The organism is Hymenobacter chitinivorans DSM 11115, from assembly GCF_002797555.1.
Taxonomy (GTDB): domain Bacteria; phylum Bacteroidota; class Bacteroidia; order Cytophagales; family Hymenobacteraceae; genus Hymenobacter; species Hymenobacter chitinivorans.
In genome coordinates this window covers 105,593-128,649 of sequence record NZ_PGFA01000006.1, presented here as the reverse complement: position 1 = coordinate 128,649, position 23,057 = coordinate 105,593, and the positions used below count along the sequence as shown (strand labels likewise).

General features: G+C 61.5%; 17 protein-coding genes. All 17 read left to right on the top strand.

Annotated elements, in window-relative coordinates:
- The first annotated feature begins 66 nt into the window (after positions 1-66).
- The 17 genes from CLV45_RS24635 (at position 67) to CLV45_RS24555 (ending at position 23,043) form a co-directional block, all read left to right on the top strand.
- A complete protein-coding gene (locus tag CLV45_RS24635) occupies positions 67-978 on the top strand; it encodes a geranylgeranylglycerol-phosphate geranylgeranyltransferase (RefSeq protein WP_100339171.1) in 912 nt (303 codons plus the stop codon).
- Positions 979-1,072: 94 nt separating this feature from the next.
- Entirely contained in the window at positions 1,073-2,275 is a 1,203-nt protein-coding gene (locus tag CLV45_RS24630; protein WP_100339170.1) for a BamA/TamA family outer membrane protein, read from the top strand.
- A gap of 178 nt (positions 2,276-2,453) precedes the next feature.
- A complete protein-coding gene (locus tag CLV45_RS24625; RefSeq protein ID WP_100339169.1) occupies positions 2,454-3,623 on the top strand; it encodes a BamA/TamA family outer membrane protein in 1,170 nt (389 codons plus the stop codon).
- Positions 3,624-3,687: 64 nt separating this feature from the next.
- The gene (locus CLV45_RS24620) at positions 3,688-4,077 is read left to right on the top strand and encodes a DoxX family protein (RefSeq protein ID WP_100339168.1); all 390 of its coding nucleotides are present in this window, start codon (positions 3,688-3,690) and stop codon (positions 4,075-4,077) included.
- Between the two features lie 163 nt (positions 4,078-4,240).
- Positions 4,241-5,347: a sensor histidine kinase gene (locus CLV45_RS24615; RefSeq protein WP_100339167.1), complete on the top strand. Its 1,107-nt coding sequence runs from the start codon at positions 4,241-4,243 to the stop codon at positions 5,345-5,347.
- Positions 5,344-6,093: a LytR/AlgR family response regulator transcription factor gene (locus CLV45_RS24610; RefSeq protein WP_100339166.1), complete on the top strand. Its 750-nt coding sequence runs from the start codon at positions 5,344-5,346 to the stop codon at positions 6,091-6,093. The genes CLV45_RS24615 and CLV45_RS24610 overlap by 4 nt, the downstream gene beginning before the upstream one ends.
- 308 nt (positions 6,094-6,401) lie before the next feature.
- A complete protein-coding gene (locus CLV45_RS24605; protein ID WP_100339165.1) occupies positions 6,402-7,409 on the top strand; it encodes a Kelch repeat-containing protein in 1,008 nt (335 codons plus the stop codon).
- Positions 7,402-8,727, top strand: a complete 1,326-nt coding sequence (locus CLV45_RS24600) for a DUF4270 family protein (RefSeq protein ID WP_100339164.1) — start codon at positions 7,402-7,404, stop codon at positions 8,725-8,727. Before CLV45_RS24605 ends, CLV45_RS24600 begins: the two co-directional genes overlap by 8 nt.
- A gap of 741 nt (positions 8,728-9,468) precedes the next feature.
- On the top strand, positions 9,469-9,915 hold the full coding sequence (locus CLV45_RS24595) for a hypothetical protein (protein ID WP_100339163.1): 447 nt from the start codon (positions 9,469-9,471) through the stop codon (positions 9,913-9,915).
- Between the two features lie 83 nt (positions 9,916-9,998).
- Complete coding sequence (locus CLV45_RS24590) at positions 9,999-10,475, top strand: Spy/CpxP family protein refolding chaperone (RefSeq protein WP_100339162.1); 477 nt, start codon at positions 9,999-10,001, stop codon at positions 10,473-10,475.
- Positions 10,476-10,782: 307 nt separating this feature from the next.
- On the top strand, positions 10,783-11,382 hold the full coding sequence (locus CLV45_RS24585; protein ID WP_157807776.1) for an RNA polymerase sigma factor: 600 nt from the start codon (positions 10,783-10,785) through the stop codon (positions 11,380-11,382).
- 139 nt (positions 11,383-11,521) lie between these two features.
- Positions 11,522-12,562 carry a FecR family protein gene (locus CLV45_RS24580; RefSeq protein ID WP_100339160.1) on the top strand — a complete coding sequence of 347 codons (1,041 nt, stop codon included), beginning with the start codon at positions 11,522-11,524 and terminating at the stop codon, positions 12,560-12,562.
- Between the two features lie 294 nt (positions 12,563-12,856).
- Entirely contained in the window at positions 12,857-16,138 is a 3,282-nt protein-coding gene (locus tag CLV45_RS24575) for a TonB-dependent receptor (protein WP_157807775.1), read from the top strand.
- 24 nt (positions 16,139-16,162) lie between these two features.
- A complete protein-coding gene (locus tag CLV45_RS24570) occupies positions 16,163-17,776 on the top strand; it encodes a RagB/SusD family nutrient uptake outer membrane protein (protein ID WP_170061927.1) in 1,614 nt (537 codons plus the stop codon).
- Positions 17,777-18,021: 245 nt separating this feature from the next.
- Positions 18,022-19,692, top strand: a complete 1,671-nt coding sequence (locus CLV45_RS24565) for a glycoside hydrolase family 43 protein (protein WP_100339193.1) — start codon at positions 18,022-18,024, stop codon at positions 19,690-19,692.
- 36 nt (positions 19,693-19,728) lie between these two features.
- Positions 19,729-21,657: a glycoside hydrolase family 97 protein gene (locus tag CLV45_RS24560; protein WP_100339157.1), complete on the top strand. Its 1,929-nt coding sequence runs from the start codon at positions 19,729-19,731 to the stop codon at positions 21,655-21,657.
- Between the two features lie 78 nt (positions 21,658-21,735).
- Complete coding sequence (locus tag CLV45_RS24555) at positions 21,736-23,043, top strand: glycosyl hydrolase family 8 (RefSeq protein WP_100339156.1); 1,308 nt, start codon at positions 21,736-21,738, stop codon at positions 23,041-23,043.
- The last annotated feature ends 14 nt before the right edge of the window (positions 23,044-23,057 follow it).

The window sequence follows — 23,057 nt, the reverse complement described above, 5'->3', positions numbered from 1 at the left end:
GATGGTTACGTAGCCTTATCCGCCGCTTTTGGGCCATCTTTGGGGCCTGCTATTTTTCGTGTACCTATGGCGCGTTCTACTACTTCCCGGCCGGTAGCTGCGGCGGGCGGCGGGAGCGGCTGGCCCTCGTTGCTGCGCCTGATCCGCTTCCCTAACCTGCTCATTATGGCCCTGTGCCTGGCCCTGGTGCAAAGCTGCCTGCTGCGCCCCACCGACCCGGTTGCGGCCCTGCTGTCGGTCCGCTTTATTCTCCTGGCCGTGGCCGCCATCAGCATCGCCGCCGCCGGCTACATCATCAATGACTACTACGACGTGAAAATCGACGTCATCAACCGGCCCGACCGGCTGGTGGTGGGGCGCGTCGTGAATCGGCGGCACGCCATGCTGGCGCATGTGCTGCTCTCGGGGCTGGGCGTGAGTATAGCCGGGATGTTGTCGCCGGCGTTGGGGGCCGTTAACCTGGGCTCGGCCCTGCTGCTGTGGGGCTATTCGGCCCAGTTTAAGCGCCTGGCCCTGGTCGGCAACCTCAGCATTGCCCTGCTCACGGCCGCCCTGGTACTCTTGCCCGAACTGCAGCAGCGCACCGGTCAAACTACGGTGTGGGTGTACGCCCTGGCTGCTTTTCTGCTGACCGTGGTGCGCGAAATCGTGAAGGACGTGGAAGACATGCGCGGCGACGCCGAGCACGACTGCCGCACGCTGCCCATCGTGTGGGGCGTGGCCCGCACCAAGTGGGCCATCGGCTTTTTTCTGCTGAACCTGGTGATTCTGGTGGCGGGCGGCACCTGGTACAGCCTGCACGCGCAGCGCTGGCTGCTAGGAAGCTGGCTGCTGCTCACGGTTCTGGTGCCAGCCTTCGGGGTGGGCCGCTATCTGGCCCGCGCCGACCGCCGCCGCGACTTTGCCCAGCTCAGCGCCTGGTGCAAGTGGATCATGCTGGCTGGGGTGCTGTCGATGGTGCTGGTCCGGCTTTACTAAAACCGTAGGGAACGAGGTTGCGTTAGGGAGCTAGAGCAGCTGAACGGTAAAGGTTCAGCTTGGCTTGTATCCTTTTCTGCCCCAATTCCTTAGTATGCGCTTTCTATACCCGCTGCTGGCCCTGCAGCTGCTGGCCGCCGCCGCCCACGCCCAAACTGCTCCTGTCATTCCGGATATTGCCGCCCCGGAAGCTGCCCCTGCCCAGGGCGCAGCCCTGGCCCCGGCCGAGAAAAGCAAGGCCGACAAGCCCAACTTTATTCCGGTACCGGTGCTGTTTTACCAGCAGGAAACCGGTTTCGGCTACGGCGGAGCCATTCTGCCCGTGTGGCGCTTCGGCCAAGACAGCACCGTACGCAAGTCCAATGCCCGCCTGATTGCCTGGTACACCCAGAAAAAGCAGAGCACGATTCAGCTCACCCACACCATTTTCACGCCCAACGAGAAGTTCTACTTCGCCGGCGAGCTGAGCCAGTACGACCTGTCGTTTTTTTACTACGGCCTGGGCAACACGACCAAGTCGAGCGACGAATCCACTATCGGCTACAAGCTGTTTGTCTTCGATGAGAAATTCCTGCGGCGCCTTACGGCTCACAACCTCTACGGCGGCCTGCGCTACCGCCTGACCAACACCAGCAAGGTGCGCGTCATCGAGGATAGGAGCGAAAACCGTCCCAGCCTGTTTCGCAGCCTGCCCTTGCAGGAGCAGCAGGGCGGGGTGGTGTCGGGCCTGGGTCCCTCGCTGCTCTATGAAGGCCGCGACAATGTGCTGGCTACCTACCGCGGCATCTACATTGATGCCCACGCGCTGTTTACGGGCAAAGAGCTGGGCAGCGACTATACGTTTCAGCGCTACCAGCTCGACTTGCGCTACTTCCGCCCGCTGCTGGGTTCCAACAAGACGATTCTGGCCCTGCAGTACCTGGGGCAGTTTCACGCCGGCAGCGTGCCGTTTCGGGAGTTGGGTGGCCTGGGTGCCAACCTCGGCGGCTCCCAGTACAACAACGCCGGCCTGATGCGGGGCCTCTACGAAGCCCGGTTCCGGGGCCGGCAGATGATGACGGCCCAGGCCGAAATCCGCCAGCACCTGTTCTGGCGCCTCGATGGGGCCGCTTTCCTCGGCGCGGGCCAGGTCGGCGACAAAGTAGGGGAGTACAGCTTCGGCGACACTAAGCTGGCCGGCGGGGCGGGACTGCGCTTCCAGTTCAACCGCCGCGACCGGCTCAACATCCGCCTCGACTACGCCGGCGGCACCGACACGGCCCCGAGCATTTACTTCGCCGTGGGCGAGGCTTTCTAGGGCCTTTTTACCGGCTTTATTCTACGGCAGCCCCGCTGAGCTACTCGGCGGGGCTGCTTTCGTTATTGCCGGCGCGCAAGGTTGAGTTGCCGGGCTGTGCGAAGTTGTGAAAAGGGTGTTTAGAATAGGATAATTTATTGCTTATTTGTCAATAAGCCCCACCGCTCTATTCTCCTGCATGCGCCTTTTTTACTTGTTTCTATCGGGTAGTCTGCTGGCTACCCGCGCCTATTCGCAAACGCCCGCGCCGACTTCGGCGGGCACGCCCGAACCGGTGGCTCCGGTGGCTGCCGTGCCCAAGCCGGCCAAGCCCAGCTTTCTGCCCTTCCCGATTGTGTTTTCCCAGCCCGAAACCGGTCTGGGCTACGGGGTAGCCATGCTGCCGGTGTGGCGCTTTGGCCAGGATACGGTGGTGCGCAAGTCCAACGCCCGCCTGATCTTGTGGCGCACCCAGAACAACCAAAGCCTGGTGCAATTGACCCACAACGTCTTCACGCCGGGTGAGAAATTCCTGGTTAATGGCGAGCTGAGCTACTTTTACAAATACCCCATCAACTACTACGGCTTTGGGCCCAGCACCAGCCGCGACGACGAATCGACGATTGAATACAAGCTGGTCATCGTGAACCAGCGGGTGCTGCGGCAGGTGAAGCGCAACGTGTTTGCCGGCCTGCAGTACCGCCTCACCAACCTGCGCGACGTGCGGGTGCGCAAAAACATTGACGAAGGTACCCCCCAGCAGCGGCCCAGCCTGCTGCTGCAGCGGCCCGGCGAAGAGCTGCGGGCCAGCACTATTTCCTCCGGTGTGGGCCCGGCCTTTCTCTACGACGGGCGCGACAATATCCTGAGCGCCTACCGTGGCAACTACCTGGAACTGTCGGCGTTGTTCAACGGCGGGGCCCTGGGCAGCGACTTTCGCTTCAGCCGCTACCTGCTCGATGCCCGCCATTACCAGGCCCTGGGACCCAGCAGCAAAACCATTCTGGCTACCCAGCTGGTGGGGCAGTTTCAGAGCGGGCACGTGCCGTTTCGGGAGCTGGCCAACCTGGGCGGCGACAAAATCCTGCGCGGCTATTACGAAGGCCGTTACCGCGACCGGCAGCTGGTGGCCCTGCAGGCTGAGCTGCGCCGTCCGCTGTTCTGGCGCTTCAACGGGGCCATTTTCGGCAGCCTGGGCCAGGTCGGCAACACGGTGGGCGACCTGGGCCGCAACTCGCTCAAGGCCACCGGCGGCGCGGGCATCCGCTTCAAGTACAACCGCCGCGACCGGCTCAACATCCGCTTCGACTACGGCCTGGCGCGTGACGGCTCGACGGGTTTCTACTTCAGCATCGGCGAGGCGTTTTAGGGCGCAGGGTTAACTAGCAGGGGAGGGGCCGCGTAGGAAAGACCTCACCTTATTCCTGCCTCGTATGAACTCATCCTACGCTTCCTATGCCTACGCCCTGCTCCGCATCGTGGTGGGCCTGCTCTTCGCCATGCACGGCAGCCAGAAGCTGCTGGGCTTTCCCGGCGACGGTTCGACGGTGCCCCTGGCGTCCCTGATGGGCGTGGCCGGTATCATCGAACTGGTAGGTGGCCTGCTTATCATGCTGGGCTTATTTACCCGGCCGGCGGCTTTCCTGGCCAGCGGCACGATGGCGGTGGCCTACTTTATGGCCCACTTTCCCAAGCATCCGCTGCCAATCATTAACCAGGGCGAACTGGCGGTGGTGTACTGTTTTGTGTTTTTGTTCATAGCGGCCTACGGATCCGGCATCTGGAGCCTGGACAGCCTGCGTGGTAGCCGAACCGCATCGTAGTACCCCGGTAAGCACCTCGCCTAGGCTGGAACATACGCCGGCCGGTTGCCGCTGGTCGATGAAAGTGGCGCGGCAGTCGAGGTAATGGGAGCGGCAGTCCATTGCGCGCCCGCGGGACCCGGCGTTGTGGTAAGTTTGGGCTCTTCTACCTTGGGCTTCTGGAATGGCTGCACTTCCCCTCCGGCGTTATCTGACGCCCTTGATTCACGTTCTGATGTGGGGCCTGTTTGGCCTGAGCCTGGTGCTGCTCAACCCTTTGCTGGGCCGCTTTGAGCTGCCCTGGCAGTTCTGGGCCAAGCAAGCCCTGGTGTTTGGGCTCTGGATTGGCGCGTTTTACCTGACGGCCTACGTGAGTGTGCCCCGCCTGCTGTTTCGCGGGCACGCCGGCTGGTTTGTGCTGGTCATGCTGCTCACGGCGGCCGTGGTCATGGGCTTGTCCCAACTGGCCGAGTCGGGCCTGAACCTGCAGACGCTCATGGACCAGCACCTGCGGCCCTCCGGCGGCTTTCGGGCCAGCAGCGGGCCGGGGGGCCGGGGCGGGCAGTTCCATGCCCGGCCCCGCCGCTTCGACATAGTCGGGCTGCTCACCACCTTACTCGTGCTGGGCATCAGTACCAGCATTGCGGCGGTGCAGAAGTGGCAATCCGACACCCAGCGCCGCCAGGAGCTCGAGCAGCAGAAAGTTCACTCCGAGCTGAGCTTCCTCAAGGCCCAGATCAATCCGCACTTCTTCTTCAACACGCTCAACAACATCTACGCCCTGACGGTAGTCGACGCGGCGGCGGCCCGGCAGGCCATTCACACCCTCTCGCGCATGATGCGCTACGTGCTCTACGAAACCCCTGCCGATACCACGTCTTTGGCCAAGGAGCTGGCCTTCGTGCAGGACTACGTGGCCCTGATGAAGCTGCGCCTGACCGAGCGGGTGCTGGTGGAGCTGGAATGGCCCGAGCCCGTGCGCGACGTGCCCATTGCGCCCATGCTGCTCTTGCCCTACGTCGAAAATGCCTTTAAACACGGCGTCAGCGCCACCCAGCCCAGCCGGGTTCGGGTGGCCGTGCGCCAGCCTTCGGCCAACGTGCTGGAGCTGGAAGTGCGTAACACGCTTTTTCCGGCCTCGGCCACCAGCCTCGACGAAGGCAGCGGCATCGGGCTGGCCAACACCCGGCGCCGCCTCGAGCTGCTCTACCCCGGCCGCTACGTGCTGCGGGTGGACGAAGCCACGCCGGCCGGTGAATTTCGCGTCCTCCTAACCCTGCACACCGTATGACGATTCTCAAGTGTATTGCCGTCGATGATGAGCCCCTGGCCCTGGGCATGGTGGCTGCCTTCATCGAGCAAACGCCCTTTCTGCAGCTGGTGGGCAAGTATTCGAGCGGGGTGGAAGCCCTGCGCAGCCTGCACGAGCACCCCGACCTGGACCTGCTCTTCCTCGATATTCAGATGCCCGAGCTGACCGGCCTGGAGCTGGCCCGGGTGCTGGACCGCGGCCCGGCCGGCTCCGGGCCGCGCATCATTTTCACCACCGCCTTCAACCAGTACGCCCTCGATGGCTACCGCGTGGATGCCCTGGACTACCTGGTCAAGCCCTTCAGCTACGAGGAGTTTCTGCGGGCCGCTACCAAGGCCCGGGCCTACGCCGAACTCCACCAGGCCCCGGCCCCCGCGGCGCCCGCACCTTCCGCGGCGCCCGAGGACGACTTTATTTTTCTCAAAGTGGAGTATGAGCTGGTGCGCGTGGCCCTCGACGATATTCTCTACGTGGAGGGCCTCAAGGACTACGTGAAAGTGCATTTGCGCAGCGCCCCCCGGCCGCTACTGTCCTTGATGAGTCTCAAGAGCATGGAGGAAAAGTTGCCCGCCCGCCGGTTTTTGCGCATTCACCGCTCCTTTATCGTGGCCCTCGACAAGATCGAGGCCGTGCGCCGCAATACCGTGCAGATTGGCTCGGCCACGCTGGCCGTCAGTGACCAGTACAAGGAAGCCTTTCTGCAGTTTATGAGCCGCTGGACCTAAGGTCTAGCGTGGCCTTTTTTCTGGCCTGACAACCCGGCTGCCCGCGTGGTGGCCGGGCTTTTTTGTGGCCGAATGGGCGCAAAAAAGAGGTGTAAAACTGGTCGGAAACCCGGAAGCCAGCCGACGGAATCGGGTGGTTGGTCTAGGAACTTGGGGCGGTGGCCGAGTGCGGTGGACGGCCGCCGGAGCCGGGCCTAGGTTTGCCCCAGTGAGTGAAAAAAGCGGAAGGAAGGCCGGGGCGCTGCAACGCTACGGCCTTCTCGATGCTCCTCCTGCTGTAAACCAACTAACTGTTTGCTGTTCGCTTTATGAAAAAATTACTCCCGCTGACCCTGCTGTTTGCCCTGGCTCTGGGCCTTCTGAGCTCCTGCTCCAAAGACGACGATGCCACGGCGCCGGTGCTGGGCGTCTGGACCAGTCGCTCCCAGTTTGAAGGCCTGGCCCGCAACTCGGCCGTTAGCTTTACCATCGGCGACAAAGCCTACGTGGGCCTGGGCACCGACGGCATCGATAAGTTTACCGACTTCTGGGAGTACAACCGCACCACCAATACCTGGCGGCAGCGGGCCAGCTTCCCCGGCGTGGGCCGCTACCTGGCCGTGGCCTTCGCCGCCGATGGCAAAGGCTACGTGGGCACCGGCTACGACGGAGTGAACCGGCTCAAGGACTTCTGGCAGTACGACCCCAGCCTCGACCAGTGGACCCGCAAGGCTGACTTTGGCGGCTCGGCCCGCTACAACGCCGCGGCCATGACCATCGGCGGCAAGGGCTACGTGGGCACGGGCTACGACGGCAATTCCAAGAAGGACTTCTGGCAGTACGACCCCGCTACCGACTCCTGGACCCAGAAACCCAGCTTCGGTGGCAACAAGCGCATGGGCGCCACGGCCATGACCATCGGCAGCACCGGCTACCTGCTGCTGGGCGCCGACAACGGCATCTTCCAGACCGATATCTGGTCGTATGACCCGGCCACCGAGCTCTGGACCCAGCACAAGGACCTCGTGTACCACGACGACAGCAACGACGACCTGGACTACGACTACAGCGCCCTGCCCCGGCAGAACGCGGCCAGCTTCGTCGTCGGGGAGAAAGGCTACGTGGCCCTGGGCGCCAACAGCGGCAACAAGACCGACTGCTGGGAATACAACCCCACGGCTGATACCTGGACGGTGAAAACGGCCTTTGCCGGCGCCAGCCGCACCTACCCGGTGGGCTTTGCCCTCGGCGACCGGGGCTACGTGAGCCTGGGCAACTCGGGCAGCACCCGCCTCGACGATACCTGGGAACTGGCCCCCGACGCGGCCAATGAGTAAGCTGCGCCTGTATTTCGCCGCTCTCTGGCCGCTGCTGCCCCGCGCCCTGCCCGCGCTGCTGCTGGTCCTGGGCGCCTGCACCGACCCCGACGACCTGGGCGAGGAGTTGCCCGCGCCCAAGTCGGTGGCCCTGGCCGCGGCCTACACCGATACGCTTACGGTGCGGGCCAGCACGGTGCTTACCGACTCGGTGCCCTCGGCCACGACCAGCTACCTGCTGCTGGGCCGCTACCACGACCCGCGCCTGGGTACCATCACCGGCCGCAGCTACCTGCAGGCGGGCCTCACGGCAGCCTTCACCCCCGACCCCGGCCTGCGCTACGACTCCCTGGTGCTGGTGCTCACGACCGATACCTACCGCTACGGCGACACCACCCGCACCCAGCAGCTGGAAGTGCACCGGCTGACGCAGGGCTTTCAGGTCAATAAAACCTACTTCGCCAACGACGCTCTGACTTATGCCCCGGCCGTGCTGGGCCACCGCAGCTTCCGGGCCCGGGCCGGTTTGGGTACGGTGCGGGTGCGCCTCGATAACAGCCTGGGCCAGGAGCTGTGGCAGGCCGGCCAGAACAACCAGCTGACTACCCTGGGTGAGCTGCAAAGTCGCCTGCCGGGCCTGGTGCTCACGCCCGCCACCGCCGACGACGCGGCCCTGGTGCGCTTCCGCGCGGCCGCCTGCTCACTGCTCCTCTACTACCACGACCCGGCCGCACCCACCGAAGCCCTGAGTTATCCTATCAGCCTGGCCGGCGACTTTACCCACTTCTTCCAGCTCCAGGCCGACCGCACCGGCACCCCACTGGCCTCGCTCACCGGCATCCGGCAAGCCCTGGGCAGCACCGCCACCGGGGAAGAAACCTTTATCCAGGCCGGGCTGGGGCTCAAAACCAAGCTGGAGTTTCCCTACCTGGCCCAGCTCAGGGAATTGGGCGGCACCATCGTCATCAACTCGGCCCAGCTCCAGATTGAGACGGTGAGCAGCGCCGAAAACCAGTTCTGGCCCCCGCCCGCCACGCTCTACGCCCGCCTCACCGACCGCGCCAACCGCAACGGCGCCTACTTCCTGGCCAGCGACGGAACCCTGGCCCCGCTGACCTACCAGCGGGGCGTGTCGGAGCGCACCGGCCTCGACCAGGGCCGCTACTCCCTGGGCCTGACGGCCTACGTGCAAGGCGTATTGCGCGGCACGTTGCTAAACCAGGGCATCCTGTTGGGTTCCGAAACTGCCGCCTCCCCCGAGCGTACGGTGCTGGGCAGTGCCCGCAAGACCGCCCACCCACTGCGCCTGCGCATGTACTACACCCGCGTCACGCTCTAACTAATCCAGCCTGCTCGGCAGCCTGCTGCCACCGGTAGCAAATGCCTATAACAAGCCCAGGAAGTCATTGCCACCGGTGGTAATAACTTCCTGGGCTTGCTATTGAGTAGCAACACTGGTGCAAATGCATTAACAGACCCTCACCAATAGCTCGGCACCGGTGCCAGGTTAGTTCTACTTCAACTGTACACACTCGGCACCGGTGCCAGATGCTTCTCACTTCAACTTCACACACTTGGCACCGGTGCCGACGACTTCTCGCCTCGGCTGCATATGCCCGGCACCGGTGCCGGATACTTCCAAGCTTAGTGAAATAGGCCCGGCACCGGTGCCGATAGGCTCCCGCCGCGGCGGGAAGCCATTGCCCGCCGCCCAAACAGCTGGCGACCAGGAAAGCCCACTGCGCCGTCAGGGAAAAAGCCAGTCGAGGGTAAAAAGGGCGCTGTGCGGCTTTAATAGGGTGGCGCCGGCTGCCACGGCGGGGCTTCGCGGGGCGAAAAAGGGGCGGGCAAGGCGCAAAACTGCCGTTCCCGGGCCGGTTTCGGTCGGCTGAATCGGGGCGGCGGCCGATGGAAGCGGGGCTTCTGCCGATGAAAGGGCGGCGGCCGGGCCCGGAGCCCGGAGGTGGCACCAGGCTTGCAAAGAGGGAATCAAGCGCTTGAAACCAACTTTTCACCGGCTTGCCCTCCACCTGACCAGGCGCGGTAGCCTTTCCCTTCCACTGCTACTTTCCTTCTTCCCATGAAAACTTCCCTGCTTTCCCTGGCCGCCGCTTTTGCCCTGCTGGCTTCTACCAACTCTTTCGCCGCCGCTCCCGCCCCCGGCTCCGACTGGAAAAACGACCGCCGCGACGACGACCGCCGCAACGACCGTAACGACCGGGACTTCAACTACGGCTACGACCGCAACCACCGCGTGACGGCCGCCGAGCGGGCCCGCTGGGAAGCCGCCCACCGTAACGACAACAAGCTGACCTCGGCCGAACGGGCCCGTCTGGAGCGGGAGCGCCTGGAGGATCAGCGCCGCCTGGAAGCCCAGCGCCGCCTCGACGAGGAGCGCCGCCGCAACGACCGTAACGATCGGGACTTCAACTACGGCTACGACCGCAACCACCGCGTGACGGCCGCTGAGCGGGCCCGCTGGGAAGCCCAGCACCGCAACGACAACCGCTACGATGGCCGCCACTAAGCGCCGCCGCTAAGCGCCGCCATTTAAACCCGGGGCCCCAAACCCAATCAAATACTCGTAATTCCTTTTAATTCTCTTCTCCGATGAAATTTCCCCTGTTTCCTTTCGTAGCCGCTTTTGCCTTAACCATTGGTAGCGCCGCGGCCCAAACGCCATCCGCTACGCCGCCCGCCCAGGGCCGGGAGCACCGCCAGGTTTCGCCCGATGAGCGCGCCACCCGCCGCAGCGAGCAGCTCACCAAAGAGCTGGGCCTCACCGCCGACCAAAGTAGCCGCATCAAGCAGATTCTGCTGACCCGCGAGCAGGAAATGCAGGCCCTGCGCGGCCAGGGCAAGCCCGAAGGCGCCGACCGGGCCCAGCTAGGGGCCCAGATGAAGGCCAACCGCGAGAAATACGACGCTCAGTTCAAGGAAGTCCTGACGGCCGACCAGTACGCCAAGTTCAGTCAGCTCCAGAAAGACCAAATGGGCCGCGGCCGGGGCTTCGGCCAGAACGGCGTGCCGGGTGATAAAGTGAAAGCCAAAAAAGGCAAGGTGAAGGTGAAAGCCACCGAAAGCTAAGTCCCGGCTAACCGTGTGTAAGCAAAAAAGCCCTGTCCCGCGCGGCTTGCCCTTACCCAAATCTTCAAAAGCGTTCTGGCTTATGGCCGGAACGCTTTTTTTGTGGTGTTGATGGCCTCCCAGAAATCTTGAACCAAGGCACGTGAAGCAGCAATAAATAAAACATTTTATTGTAGCGGAGCATTACCACTTACACTTGCACAACCCCAACGGGTGCCGAGTGAAAGGAAGGGCTAGCCAGTGGAATTAATTGGCATTCAATTGTATATTCGCTAGCACTTGTAGTGTCTGCTAAATTTTAATTTACGTGAAGTCTGCTGCTCTGCCAAATGATGCTTCCCGGCCGGATGCTGTCTTGCTTGAGGCAATGCAAGCGGGCGATGAAACAGCTTTCGAGGAGCTATATAAACGGTACAGTTATCAACTTTTCAACGTTGCCTACGGGAAGTTGAAAAACCGGGAGGTTGCCGAGGAGCTGGTGCAGGATTTGTTCGAAAATCTGTGGAGCAAACGCAGCGACGCTCACATTCAGCAACTGAGCCACTACTTATTTTCGGCCATTCGCTACCGCATCATCAATTACATTAAATCGAAAAAGGTCCGCACGAGCTACGAGCTTTTCTGTCGCCTCAACCTATCTGACGCCGACACGGGCACGGAAGCCGCCGTGGCGCTCAATGACCTGAACGAGGCGCTGGCCGCGGGCATGCAGCACCTGTCCGAAAAAACCCAGGAGGTCTTTCGCTTGAGCCGGTTGGAGCAGTACACCATCCCTGAAATCTCGGCGCGCGTAAACTTGTCAGAGAAAACGGTGGAGTATCACCTGCGCAAGTCGCTCAAGCTAATGCGACACTACTTGCGCAATTTTCTTCCGTTGCTATGGCCTTTTTTGTTTTTTATAAAATAAATAAACAATTGCAGGAAAGGCACTTAGCAGAATAAACAGCTAAGGAGTGCTGCACGAGTGAAAATAAATGTGGTTGGGGTGAGGGTAATCGGCGACTTGGGTGACTTCCTAGTCAGCCACCCGCCAAACCCTTCGCCCCGTGACGGAACCCGAATTTCACAAGCTCCTACAACGCTACCTCATCGGTCAGTGTACGCCCGAGGAACAGGCGTTGGTTGAGCACTGGTACGACCAGCTGGAGCAAGTGGAAGGACCGGCCCTGCTTGCCCAAAACCAGGCCGAGGTGGAACAGACCATCTGGGCGCGGCTGAGGCAAAACCGGCGCTTGGTCAAGCCCGAGCCTCGGGTGGTGCCGATGTGGCAATCGTCCCCGGTGCGCTGGGCTGCGGCCCTGGTCCTGCTTGCGGTTAGCATTGGCTTGTTGATGCTAACTATCAACCGGTTGCCGGTGCCCGCCCATCTTACCCCGGTGGCTTCTGCCAACGGGTGGCTGCAGCAAACCAACCAGACCCGGCAGGTGCAATACTTCCGGCTGCCCGATAGTAGCCGCATCAGCTTGCACCCGGGCAGTCGCTTACGCTACCACACGGCCCTGGCGGGCGCCCGCCGGGAAGTGTACCTCGAGGGCGAGGCCTTTTTTCAGGTCAGCAAAAATCCTCAGCGTCCTTTTCTGGTATTCACCAACCAAGTGGTTACGACCGTGCTTGGTACCAGCTTCCGCGTGAAAGCCTACACGGCCGGCCAGGATGCTTCGGTGGCAGTGCTGGAAGGTAAGGTGGCCGTCCAAGCCCGCGCAGGCGCGCAGCTAGATGCCTCGCCCGCGCACCCGGCGGCCCAGGGGGTGCTGCTGCTGCCCAACCAGCAGGTGGTGTACTCGGCGGCCCGGCGCCGCCTGAAGAAGGAGCTGGTAGACCGGCCGGTAGTGCTGGCGCCCCAGTCCTTCGAATTTGAGGCGCGGCCCGTGGCCGAAGTGCTGGGGGCGCTGGAAAAAGCCTACGGCGTTGACATTGTATATGACAAGGCCAAGCTGGCCAGCTGCACGGTCAGCATCACCTTCTACGACGAGCCTTTGTTTGAAAAGCTCGGCTTGTTGTGCAAGTCGTTGGGCGCCTACTACACGCTTGCCGACGCGAACATCATCATTCACAGTGAAGGCTGCCAGAGCCAGCTAGGCGGTTAGGCTCGGTCAGAAGCTACACCTGCGAGTTCTAGCACCAGGCTATTAGATAAATATTTAAACCCCGAGCCATACTTACTCAATCGATTGCGAAGATATAACCCTTCCCGCCCGTCTTTTCAAATTCCCACAACATCCTACTCCATGAAAACAACTGTACAGTTTCCACCGCCCGCCCGATCAGCGGTAAGCACAATTCTGCTGCAAACGGCAATGGTATGCTTACCGGCAGCAGCGGCAAGCGCACATCCCGTTGCTGAGGGCACCGCAGCATCCCGCCTGGTAGTAGTGCAAGGAGTGCTCGAGCAAAAGATTACCCTGCAGGTAGAGGCACAAACGATAAAGGAAACCCTTAGTCAGATTGCCCGGCAGGCCAATATCCGCTTTGTCTACAGCCAGCAGCTAGTGGGCGCCGACCGCAAAGTGACCATCAATGCCCAGGACGTGCCTTTGCTGGCCGTGCTGGATGAAGTGCTGGCGCCGCTTAAAATTCAATATGAAGTGGCCAACAAGCGCGTGGTTTTGCGTGCGTCGGCCCAGTCTATTTCCGCAAACGATTCCGGTAGGCCGGATGTTAGCATTTCCGGGCGGGTAGTAGATGCCAAAGGAGACGGTATACCGGGCGTAACGGTGGTTGTGAAAGGTACTGCTACCGGCACCGGCACCGGCCCGGACGGCAGCTTTACGCTGCAAGCCCCCGAGAACAGCGTGCTCGTATTCAGCTTTGTGGGTTACGCCCGCCAGGAAGTGCCCGTGACCGGGGCCACCACCACCCTGCGCGTAACACTTGCCGAAGACGCGCAGGCCCTGAGCGAAGTGGTCGTCATTGGTTACGGTACGGCGCGCAAAAGTGACCTGACCGGCGCGGTGGCCTCTGTGAGCGGGGCCCAACTGACGCAGGTAGCCACCTCCGACCCCGTACAATCCTTGCAGGGCCGCGCCGCCGGGGTGGAAGTGACTTCCAACAGCGGGCAGCCCGGCTCGGGTACCCGCATTCGGGTGCGGGGCGTGGGCACCATCAACAATAGTGACCCGCTGTACGTGGTAGACGGCATCCAGACCAGCGACATCGGCTTTTTGTTGCCCGCCGACATCGAGTCGACTGAAATCCTGAAGGATGCGTCGGCCACGGCTATCTACGGCTCGCGCGGGGCCAACGGCGTAGTACTCATCACCACCAAACACGGCAAGGCCGGCGCCACGCAGTTCAACCTGTCGGGCTACACCGGCTTTCAGCAGATTCGGCGCACGCTACCCCTTACCACTGCCGCCCAGTACGCGACGCTCGTGCTGGAAGCCTTCACCAACGCCGGGAAGTCGCTGCCCGACTATGCCCCGCAGCTGCAGAATGCCATTGCCACCAACGCCGAGGGTACTGATTACCAAGACCTGGTAACGCAGAAGGGCCTGATTACCAACTACAGCCTGTCGGCCTCGGGCGGTACCGAGCAAAACCGCTACCTGGTGAGCGGCAGCTACTTTCAGCAAGACGGCATCATCAGAAATTCGGGCTTCAAGAAGTTCGTGATTCGGGTTAATGACGACATCGTACTCACCAAGCGCATCAAGGCGGGCGTAGCGGCCACGTTTACCAACAACAAGCAGATAGGCAGCGGCGACGGCCAGGGGGGCTCGCAGCCTTATCTGGTGCTGCAGTACGCGCTGCAAACCAACCCCGTCCTCAACCCGTTCGGCGCCAATGGGACCTACAACGAGGACGTCATCACGCGCAATGCGTTGAACGTGCCGCGCTACCTCGACGAGCAGCAGTACAACAAGCTGCAGAACAACAACCTGTTCAGCAGCAGCTACCTCGATGTGGAGCTGTTCAAAGGCCTGTCGTTCCGCTCTACGTTCGGCATCAATTACTTCAACAACCACCCCAAAGTATACCAGCCGCAGTACTACATTGGCCCGGTAGACCAGCGGGCCCAGAGCGCGCTGATTGAGACGCGCAACGAGAACGTCTCGTGGGTGTGGTCGAACTACGCTAACTACACGAAGACCTTCGGCGACAACAGCTCCTTCTCGGCTACGCTGGGCCAGGAGGCACAACGTGGCTATGGTACCGGCATTTCCATCACGGCCTTCAACGTGCCGGCCGATGCCTCACTGCAGTACGCGTCGGCCTCACGCAGCACCGGCAACGTGGTGCGCAGCTCGCAGTACGACGGGAGCTTGTCCTCGTACTTTGGCCGTGCCAACTACAATTTCCGGGACCGGTACCTCGTGACCGGTACGCTGCGCCTGGACCAGACCTCGAAGTTCCTGGGGCCCGTGCGCAAGGGGTATTTTCCGTCGGTGGGCGCCGCCTGGAACATCTCCAATGAGGAGTTTCTCAAGGGCCTCACGTATCTGTCGGTGCTGAAACTGCGGGCCAGCTACGGCCAGGTGGGCAACCAGAACGCGGCCCCCAACTACGGCTATGCCTCGGTGGCCAGCAACAACCAGACCTACTCCTTCAACGGAGTGGCCGCCCCCGGCCTGGCCATCAGCCAGATTAACAACCCAGACCTGAAGTGGGAAACGGCCATTACCACCGACGTAGGCTTAGATGCCGAGCTGTTCGACAGCCGCTTGACGCTTACGGCCGACTACTTTGAGCGCCGCACCAAGGACATGATTGCCCTGCTGCCGTTGCCTGACTTCGTGGGCCAGGCCCCTGCGCCTGCCAACGTGGGCGCCCTGCGCAACCGCGGCCTGGAACTGGCCCTGAACTACCGTAATGAGGTCGGCAAGCTTCAGTACAACGTGGGGGTTAACTTCACAAAAATCAACAACGTGGTAACCAGCCTGGGCGGTGCCAACCCCATTGCCAGCGGCAACGTGCTTACCCAAATCAACAACACCACCCTCACCGATGTGGGCCGCGAAATAGCCTTCTTCTACGGCTTGCAGGCCGAGGGCGTGTTTCACAATCAGGGCGAGATTGACGCGTATAAAAACAAAGACGGGGCGCTGGTACAGCCCGGGGCCCTACCCGGCGACGTACGGTACCAGGATGTTAACGGGGACGGCGTGATTACGGCCGCCGACTACACATACCTGGGCAGCGCGACCCCCGACTTTACCTACGGCGGCTCGCTGGGCCTGAACTACTCGGGCTTCGATTTTAAGGTGTTGCTCTACGGGGTACAGGGTGCCGAAGCCCTGAACGGCGCGGCCTTCAACCTAAACAAGTCGGCCGACTTTGTGGGCGTGTGGAGCAACTTCTACGCCAGCCGCATGGACCGCTGGACGCCCAGCAACCCCAACAGCAATCAGCCCCGCGTAACCTCGACCGACACCAATGGCAATGACCGCATGAGCAGCCGCTACGTGGAGGATGCCAGCTACCTGCGCGCCCGCAACATGGAGCTGGGCTACACGCTGCCCCAGTCTTTATTGGGCAAGGTGCAAGTGACCGGAGCCCGGGTGTTCGTCTCGGTTGATAACGTGTTTACCCTCACCAAGTACACGGGCTACGACCCCGAGATATCGACTGCGGCATTCTACAACAACCCCTTGGCCTACGGCGTGGACTACGGCAACTACCCGCAGGCGCGCACTTACCGCCTGGGCTTCAACCTGCAGTTCTAATCAACTATGTCCTACCTCCCTTCTATGAAACCCACCCGCGCCGCCGTCTTGCTCGGCCTGCTCATAACCACTGCAATAGCTCCGGGCTGCCAGGACTTCCTGGACAAGGAGCCCCTGGGCACCACGACCCAGGATAACCTTTTCCGGGACCCGACCAATGCCGTGCAGGCCATCAACGCCGTGTACGACGTGGCCGCCTGGGACCAGGGCCCCAAGTGGGGCGACCCCACCGGCCAGTACGTGGCCCAGACCTACGAATGGATGTTCGGGGACCTGATGACCGATGATGCCGAAAAAGGGGGCAGCTCGCCCAGCGACTTCCTGTCTTTGATTGAGCTCAAAACCTGGAACATTCCGCCGTCCAACCCGCCCGTGACCACGCTGTGGGTACACAGCTTCACGGGTATTGCCCGGGCCAATACGGTGATTAACAACATCGACGCGGGGACTATCGACGCGGCCCTGAAAGCACGCCTGAAGGGTGAAGCGCTGTTTCTGCGGGCGTATTTCTACTTCAACCTGGTGAAAGGTTTCGGAGGGGTGCCGCTGTTTGAAAAAACCGTGACGCCCGCCGAGGCGCCCAATGCAACCCGCGCCACCATTGCCCAGACCTACGCCTTCATCGAAAAAGATTTGAAAGCCGCCGCGGCCCTGCTGCCCGAGAAAAGCGCCTACGCCGCCGCCGACAACGGCCGGGCCACCAAGGGCGCGGCCACCGGCTACCTGGCCCGCGTCATTCTGTACCAGCTGGGCACCGTGAATGGTAACAACCACACCTGGCAGGAAGTGTACGACCTGACGAGTACCGTCATCAGCTCCGGCCAGTATAGCCTGCTGCCCAACTACGCGGCCATTCACCAGGACATTGGCGAGAACAGCAGCGAGTCGCTGTTCGAAATTCAGTTTGCCACCTCCAACGACGGCTACGGACCCATTTCGGTGGGCACGACCAGCAATATTTTTCAGAACAACCGCAAGACGTTTGGCTACGGCTTTAATAACCCCACGCAGAACCTGGTCGATGAGTTTGAGCCCAACGACCCACGCCGCGAAGTCACGATTATCAAGAACAACGACATCGTGCTGGGCATTCTCAACCCCGTTGACCTGACCCAGAACGCTACGGGCTATTTCAACCGCAAGGCGGCCATCATTGCGCCCAACGCTCCGGAGTCGGGCCCGCAAAACATCCGCAAGCTGCGCTACGCCGACATCCTGCTGATGAAAGCCGAAGCCGCCGCCCAGCTTAGCAAACCCGCCGAAGCCGTAGCGCTGGTAAACCAGGTGCGGCAGCGGGCCCGCAACTCGACCCGGCCGCCGGGCACTACGCTGGGCTCGTTGGCCTACGAACCGGCCAATACCCCGGCCGGTACGCTCCCCGACCTGGCCGCTGGCTTATCGGGCCAAGCCCTGCTGAACGCCATCTGGCACGAGCGCCGGGTGGAATTCGGGGAAGAGTCGCTGCGGCTGTGGGATTTGATTCGGACGGGCCGCTACATGGGTATTCTGCCGGCTGAGGTCCGGGCGCGCGCCCTGTCGCACGTTGCCACTGAGCCGTCCGTAAACCCTACGCCTCTACTGCCTATTTCCCTCAATGATGCCCAAACCTGGAAGCTGGCGCAAAATCCTGGCTACTAGATCATAAGTGCTTCGGTAACACCGGCTCGCTGCTTTCTTTAAAGTAGCGAGCCGGTGTTGTTGTAAGTGAGCAATCCAAAGCAGGCGCCTTCCCCCTTCGAGTACTATACTCGAGTTTCGCCAGCAACTGCGGCGACATTGACCTAGATACTGACAAGAGAAATAAGCCTAGAATATAGTAGCTTTTCGCTGCAATTCTCAAACTGTACCTTCGTCCGGCAAGTGTACGCGTGAAAATCAAGAGTATGAAAAAACTTTTGGCCGTCTGGGCCCTCTTACTGCTGCAAACCGTTGGCCTGTTTGCACAATCGATTGACTTGGTTAATCCTATTCTAACCGGCTTTTATCCGGACCCCAGCATTGTGAAGGTGGGACCGGACTACTACCTGGTAAATTCTACCTTCTCCTACTTCCCCGGCATCCCCGTGATGCACAGCCGGGACCTCAAGAACTGGAAGCAGGTGGGCAACGTCATCAGCCGGCCTTCGCAGATGAACTTCCTGGGCGACCGGATGACCCGGGGGCTGTTTGCCCCGGCCATTGACTACCACAACGGCACGTTCTACGTCACCTGCACCCTGATTGACCACAAGGGCAACTTTGTGGTGACAGCCAAAAATCCCGCCGGGCCCTGGAGCAATCCTGTTTTTCTACCCGAAGTGAAAGGCATCGACCCCTCGCTGTATTTTGAGGGTGACAAGGCCTACGTAATTTACAACAGCGACCCGCCCGACAACAAGCCGCTCTACGACGGGCACCGCTCCATTAAGATAATCGAGCTGAACCCGCAAACGCTGCAAACCGTGGGCGAGGCCAAAATTGTGGTAAACGGGGGCGTTGACCTGAGCAAAAAGCCGGTCTGGATTGAGGGGCCGCACCTGATGAAGCGGGGCGACTGGTACTACCTCTACGCGGCCGAAGGCGGCACGTCGGTAAACCACACGGAAGTGGTGTTCCGCAGCAAGGCAGCCCTGGGGCCGTTTGTGCCCTATGAGAAAAACCCCATTCTCTCGCAGCGCGAACTGCCCCAAGACCGCAAAGACCCTATCACCTCGGCCGGGCACGCCCAGTTTGTGGAAGGACCCGATGGCAAGACCTACGCCATTTTCCTGGCCGTGCGGCCCTACGAGGGGAATTTCTACAATACCGGGCGCGAGACCTTCATTGTGCCCGTGGTGTGGAAAGACGAGTGGCCGGTCATGGACCCGGGGCCGAACGGCGTGCAATACCGCTATAAAGTCAACTTTCCGGAGGTAAAGCAGCCCGGCGCCCGGCCCCAGAGCGGCAACTTTAGCTACACGCTCACCTTCGAGAAGCAGCTGGATCCGGCGCTGCTATTCCTGCGGACGGTAGATAGCACCAATTTCTCCCTGAGTAAGGCGAAAGGCCTCACGCTGAAGCTCAAGCCCGAAACGTGCGCGGAGTTCGGCAACCCGGCCTTCATCGGCAAGCGGCAGCAGCACATGGTTGGCAGCGCCGAAACCGAGCTGACCTTTGCGGCTAAAGCGGCGAATGAAACGGCAGGCCTAGTGGCTTTTCAAGACGAGAAGCACTTCTACTACCTCTGCAAATCGGTAGAGAATGGTAAGCCCGTGGTGCAGCTATTCAAAAGCACCGCCGATGCGAAGAACCCAGAGCTGCTGGCCAAAGCGCCCCTAAAGGCGGCGGCCGGCAAGGTGCAGCTGCGCATCAATGCCGACGGCGACACCTATAGCTTCCGCTTTTCGGAGGATGGCAAGAACTATACGGTGCTGAAAGACAAGGTGGACGCGCGCTTTCTAAGCACGCAGGTAGCGGGGGGCTTTATCGGCTGCCTGTACGGCCTATACGGTACCTCGGCCGGACAGCCGACCACCAACACGGCCTCCTTCAAGTGGCTGAAGTACGAGGGCTACGACCCCATGTACAAGAAGTAATCCGCGGCCCGCTAGCTACGCTTCCATCCTGCATCTATGCGCTACTACCCACTCATTTGCCTGCTCGTGCTACCACTCGCCGCGGCTCAGGCCGCCCAGCCCATCCGCATTACCAGTCCCGATGGGGCGGTGCAGGTGACCGTAGACGTAACCCCGCAGGGCCAGCCAACCTACGCCGTGCGCTACCGGCAGGCCGAGCTGCTGCGCCCCTCGCGACTGGGGCTGCAACTCGCCAGCGCCGACCTGACGCGGGGCCTCAAGCTGACGAAGGCCGACGAGCAAACTGCCGTAACCGACGACTACCAGCTCGCCACCGATAAGCGCGCCAACTGCCGCTACCGGGCCAACCGCCGCGTAGTGCATTTCCAGGGTCAGGCCAGCGAGCCGCAGCTGAGCGTGGTGTTTCAGGTATCCGACGATGGGGTAGCATTTCAGTATTTAGTAGAAGGCAACAGCCAGGAAGTGCAGCGCATTACAGCCGAAGCCACCACTTTCCACTTGCCGACTAGTGCGAAAGGCTGGCTGCACCCGCACGCCAAAGCCCAGACCGGTTTTGCCAATACCCAGCCCTCGTATGAAGAGTATTACCAGCGGAGTATTGCGGCCGGCACGCCCTCTACACTAGGGCAGGGGTGGTCGTTTCCGGCGCTGTTTGAGGTGAGCGGACACTGGATACTGCTCACGGAGGCCGGCATGGGGCGTACCTACAGCGGCACCCACCTGGGCCACGCCGCACCCGATGCCGAATACAGCATCGCCTTTCCGCAGGCCCCGGAGCGCACTACGCCCGAGGCCGCGCTGCTGCCCGAAAGCCGGCTGCCGTGGCGCACGCCCTGGCGCGTGCTGGTGGTGGGCAACTCGCTGCGGCCCATCGTGGAGTCGACGCTGACCACCGACGTGAGTGCGCCTGCCCAATCGGCTGCTTTGCCGGCGGCACCGGGTAAGTCGTCGTGGTCGTGGGTGTTGCTCGGCGACGATAAGACCACCTACGACGTGCAGCGCCGCTTCATCGATTATTCGGCGAGCATGGGCTGGGGCTATTGCCTGGTCGATGCGCTCTGGGACAAGCAAATCGGCTACGACAAAATGCAGGAGCTGACCCAGTATGCCCGCAGCAAAAACGTGGGCCTGTTGGTGTGGTACAACTCCAATGGCCGTTGGAACGAGGCTCCGCAAACTCCCACCAAGGTGCTGTTTGGGGCCGAAAGCCGCCGCCAGGAATTTGCCCGCATCAAGCAAATGGGGGTAGCGGGGGTAAAAATCGACTTTTTCGGTGGGGATGGGCAGTCGTTTATGAACTACTACCAAGACTTGCTCACCGATGCCGCCCAGGCCGGACTGCTGGTGAACTTCCACGGCGCCACCATCCCACGGGGCTGGAACCGCACCTACCCCAACCTGATGACGATGGAAGCCGTGCGCGGCTTCGAGTTCCTGACCTTCGACCAGGCCAACACCGACCAGGAGGCCACGCACTGCGCCGTGCTGCCCTTCACCCGCAACGCGGTGGGGCCCATGGACTTCACGCCCATGGCGTTTTCCGAAATCAGGGGCAAGCAGCGCCGCACCTCCAATGCCTTTGAGCTGGCTTTGTCGGTGCTGTTTCAGTCGGGTATTCAGCACTACGCGGAGGTGCCCGAGGGCATGGCCGCCCAGCCGGCCTACGTGCGGGAGTTTGTGCAAAAGCTGCCGCCGCGCTGGGCCGATGTCAAGTTTCTGGCGGGCTACCCCGGTCAGTATGCGGTACTGGCCCGCCAGGCACCCGACGGGGCGTGGTACGTGGCCGGCATCAACGGCACCGACGCCCCCAAAACCATCCAGCTCGACCTCAGCCAGCTCGGCCTGCAAAAGGGCACCCTCATCACCGATGGTGCTACCAACCGCAGCTTCAGCACCCAGGCCGTGGCCGGCTCCACTATCAGCGTGACGCTGCCGGCGCGGGGCGGCTTTGTAGTACAGCCTTAGAATACCGGCGGCTTGTTTTCTGAACCTGCGCCGCCAGTCACTCACAGAATTAGGTACTTACAGCAAGAGGATTAGTCGATGAATCTATATCTCAAATTTCTTCAACTTGGCAAAAGCATCTGTCTGCTGCTGGGTGTGCTGTGCATAAGCCTAGGCAATAGCACGGCGCAGCGCCTGCCCAAACCGGCGAAGGCAACCCGGAAAGGAGCGTTTTACACGGGGCAGTACCCCAACCTGCTCCGAGCAGCGGGTTACAGCCAGGCCGATATCGACCAGAAGGTGAAGCAGGCCTACCACGACGTGTTCGAGGGGCCCAATCGGGTGTACTTCGAGGTGGGCGACTCGATGGCCTACGTGTCGGATTTGAAGAACCACGACGTGCGGACCGAAGGGGTTTCGTACGGCTTGATGGTGGCGGTGCAGCTGAACAAGAAGGAGGTGTTTGACCGCATCTGGCGCTGGTCGAAGAAGTACCTGCAGCACCAGGAAGGTCCCTTGCAGGGCTATTTCGCCTGGAGCATCAACCCGGTCACCATGAAGCGCAACTCCGAAGGACCGGCCTCCGATGGCGAGCTGTACTTCGTGACCAGTCTGTTGTTTGCCTCCAACCGCTGGGGCAATACGACCGGCATCAACTACTACCAGGAGGCGCGCAACATTCTGGATGCCATGTGGAAAAAGGATGGCACCGGCGACGTGTATAACCTGATTAACACCCAGCACAAGCAAATATCCTTTGTGCCGGTCGGGGATATGTATACCTGGACCGACCCCTCGTACCATGTACCGGCTTTTCTGGAAGTGTGGGCCGAGTACGCCAAGGATGGACACGAGCCGTTTTACCGGGCCTGCGCCGATACGTCGCGGGCGTTTCTGCACCGCGCCTGCAACCCCGTAACCGGCCTCAACTACGACTACACCGAGTTCAGCGGCAAGCCCCACGCGACCAAATGGGCGCCGCCGGCCTTCCGCTACGACTCCTGGCGGGTGCCCATGAACATTGCCATGGACTACGTGTGGTTTGGCAAGGATAAAGCGTGGCAGGAGCAGTATGCCCAGCGTTTCCAAGGGTTTCTGCGCAGCAAGGGCCTCAACACCTTCGAAGACCAGTTCAACGTGGATGGCTCACGGCCCGATTTCATTCTGCAGGCCGGCGAAGTCAAGAAGCTGCGGCATTCGCTGGGCCTGGTAGCCACCTCAGCCGCGGCCTCCCTGGCCAGTCAGGACAAGCAAAAGCTGGACTTCGTGCATGCACTCTGGAACGCCAAGCTGGCGCCCTACGAAGACAGCTACTTCGACCCGTATTACGACGGCCTGCTGTACTTATTCAGCTTGCTGCACCTCAGCGGTAACTACCAGGCTATCAAGCCTGCGCCCCACCACTAAACCACTTGCCCCGG

Coding starts and splice junctions, on each gene's coding strand:
- CLV45_RS24630 (WP_100339170.1), top strand. CDS start 1,073: ATGCGCTTTCTATACCCGCTGCTGGCCCTGCAGCTGCTGGCCGCCGCC.
- CLV45_RS24595 (WP_100339163.1), top strand. CDS start 9,469: ATGAAAACTTCCCTGCTTTCCCTGGCCGCCGCTTTTGCCCTGCTGGCT.
- CLV45_RS24620 (WP_100339168.1), top strand. CDS start 3,688: ATGAACTCATCCTACGCTTCCTATGCCTACGCCCTGCTCCGCATCGTG.
- CLV45_RS24600 (WP_100339164.1), top strand. CDS start 7,402: ATGAGTAAGCTGCGCCTGTATTTCGCCGCTCTCTGGCCGCTGCTGCCC.
- CLV45_RS24635 (WP_100339171.1), top strand. CDS start 67: ATGGCGCGTTCTACTACTTCCCGGCCGGTAGCTGCGGCGGGCGGCGGG.
- CLV45_RS24565 (WP_100339193.1), top strand. CDS start 18,022: ATGAAAAAACTTTTGGCCGTCTGGGCCCTCTTACTGCTGCAAACCGTT.
- CLV45_RS24610 (WP_100339166.1), top strand. CDS start 5,344: ATGACGATTCTCAAGTGTATTGCCGTCGATGATGAGCCCCTGGCCCTG.
- CLV45_RS24605 (WP_100339165.1), top strand. CDS start 6,402: ATGAAAAAATTACTCCCGCTGACCCTGCTGTTTGCCCTGGCTCTGGGC.
- CLV45_RS24555 (WP_100339156.1), top strand. CDS start 21,736: ATGAATCTATATCTCAAATTTCTTCAACTTGGCAAAAGCATCTGTCTG.
- CLV45_RS24615 (WP_100339167.1), top strand. CDS start 4,241: ATGGCTGCACTTCCCCTCCGGCGTTATCTGACGCCCTTGATTCACGTT.
- CLV45_RS24590 (WP_100339162.1), top strand. CDS start 9,999: ATGAAATTTCCCCTGTTTCCTTTCGTAGCCGCTTTTGCCTTAACCATT.
- CLV45_RS24625 (WP_100339169.1), top strand. CDS start 2,454: ATGCGCCTTTTTTACTTGTTTCTATCGGGTAGTCTGCTGGCTACCCGC.
- CLV45_RS24560 (WP_100339157.1), top strand. CDS start 19,729: ATGCGCTACTACCCACTCATTTGCCTGCTCGTGCTACCACTCGCCGCG.
- CLV45_RS24570 (WP_170061927.1), top strand. CDS start 16,163: ATGAAACCCACCCGCGCCGCCGTCTTGCTCGGCCTGCTCATAACCACT.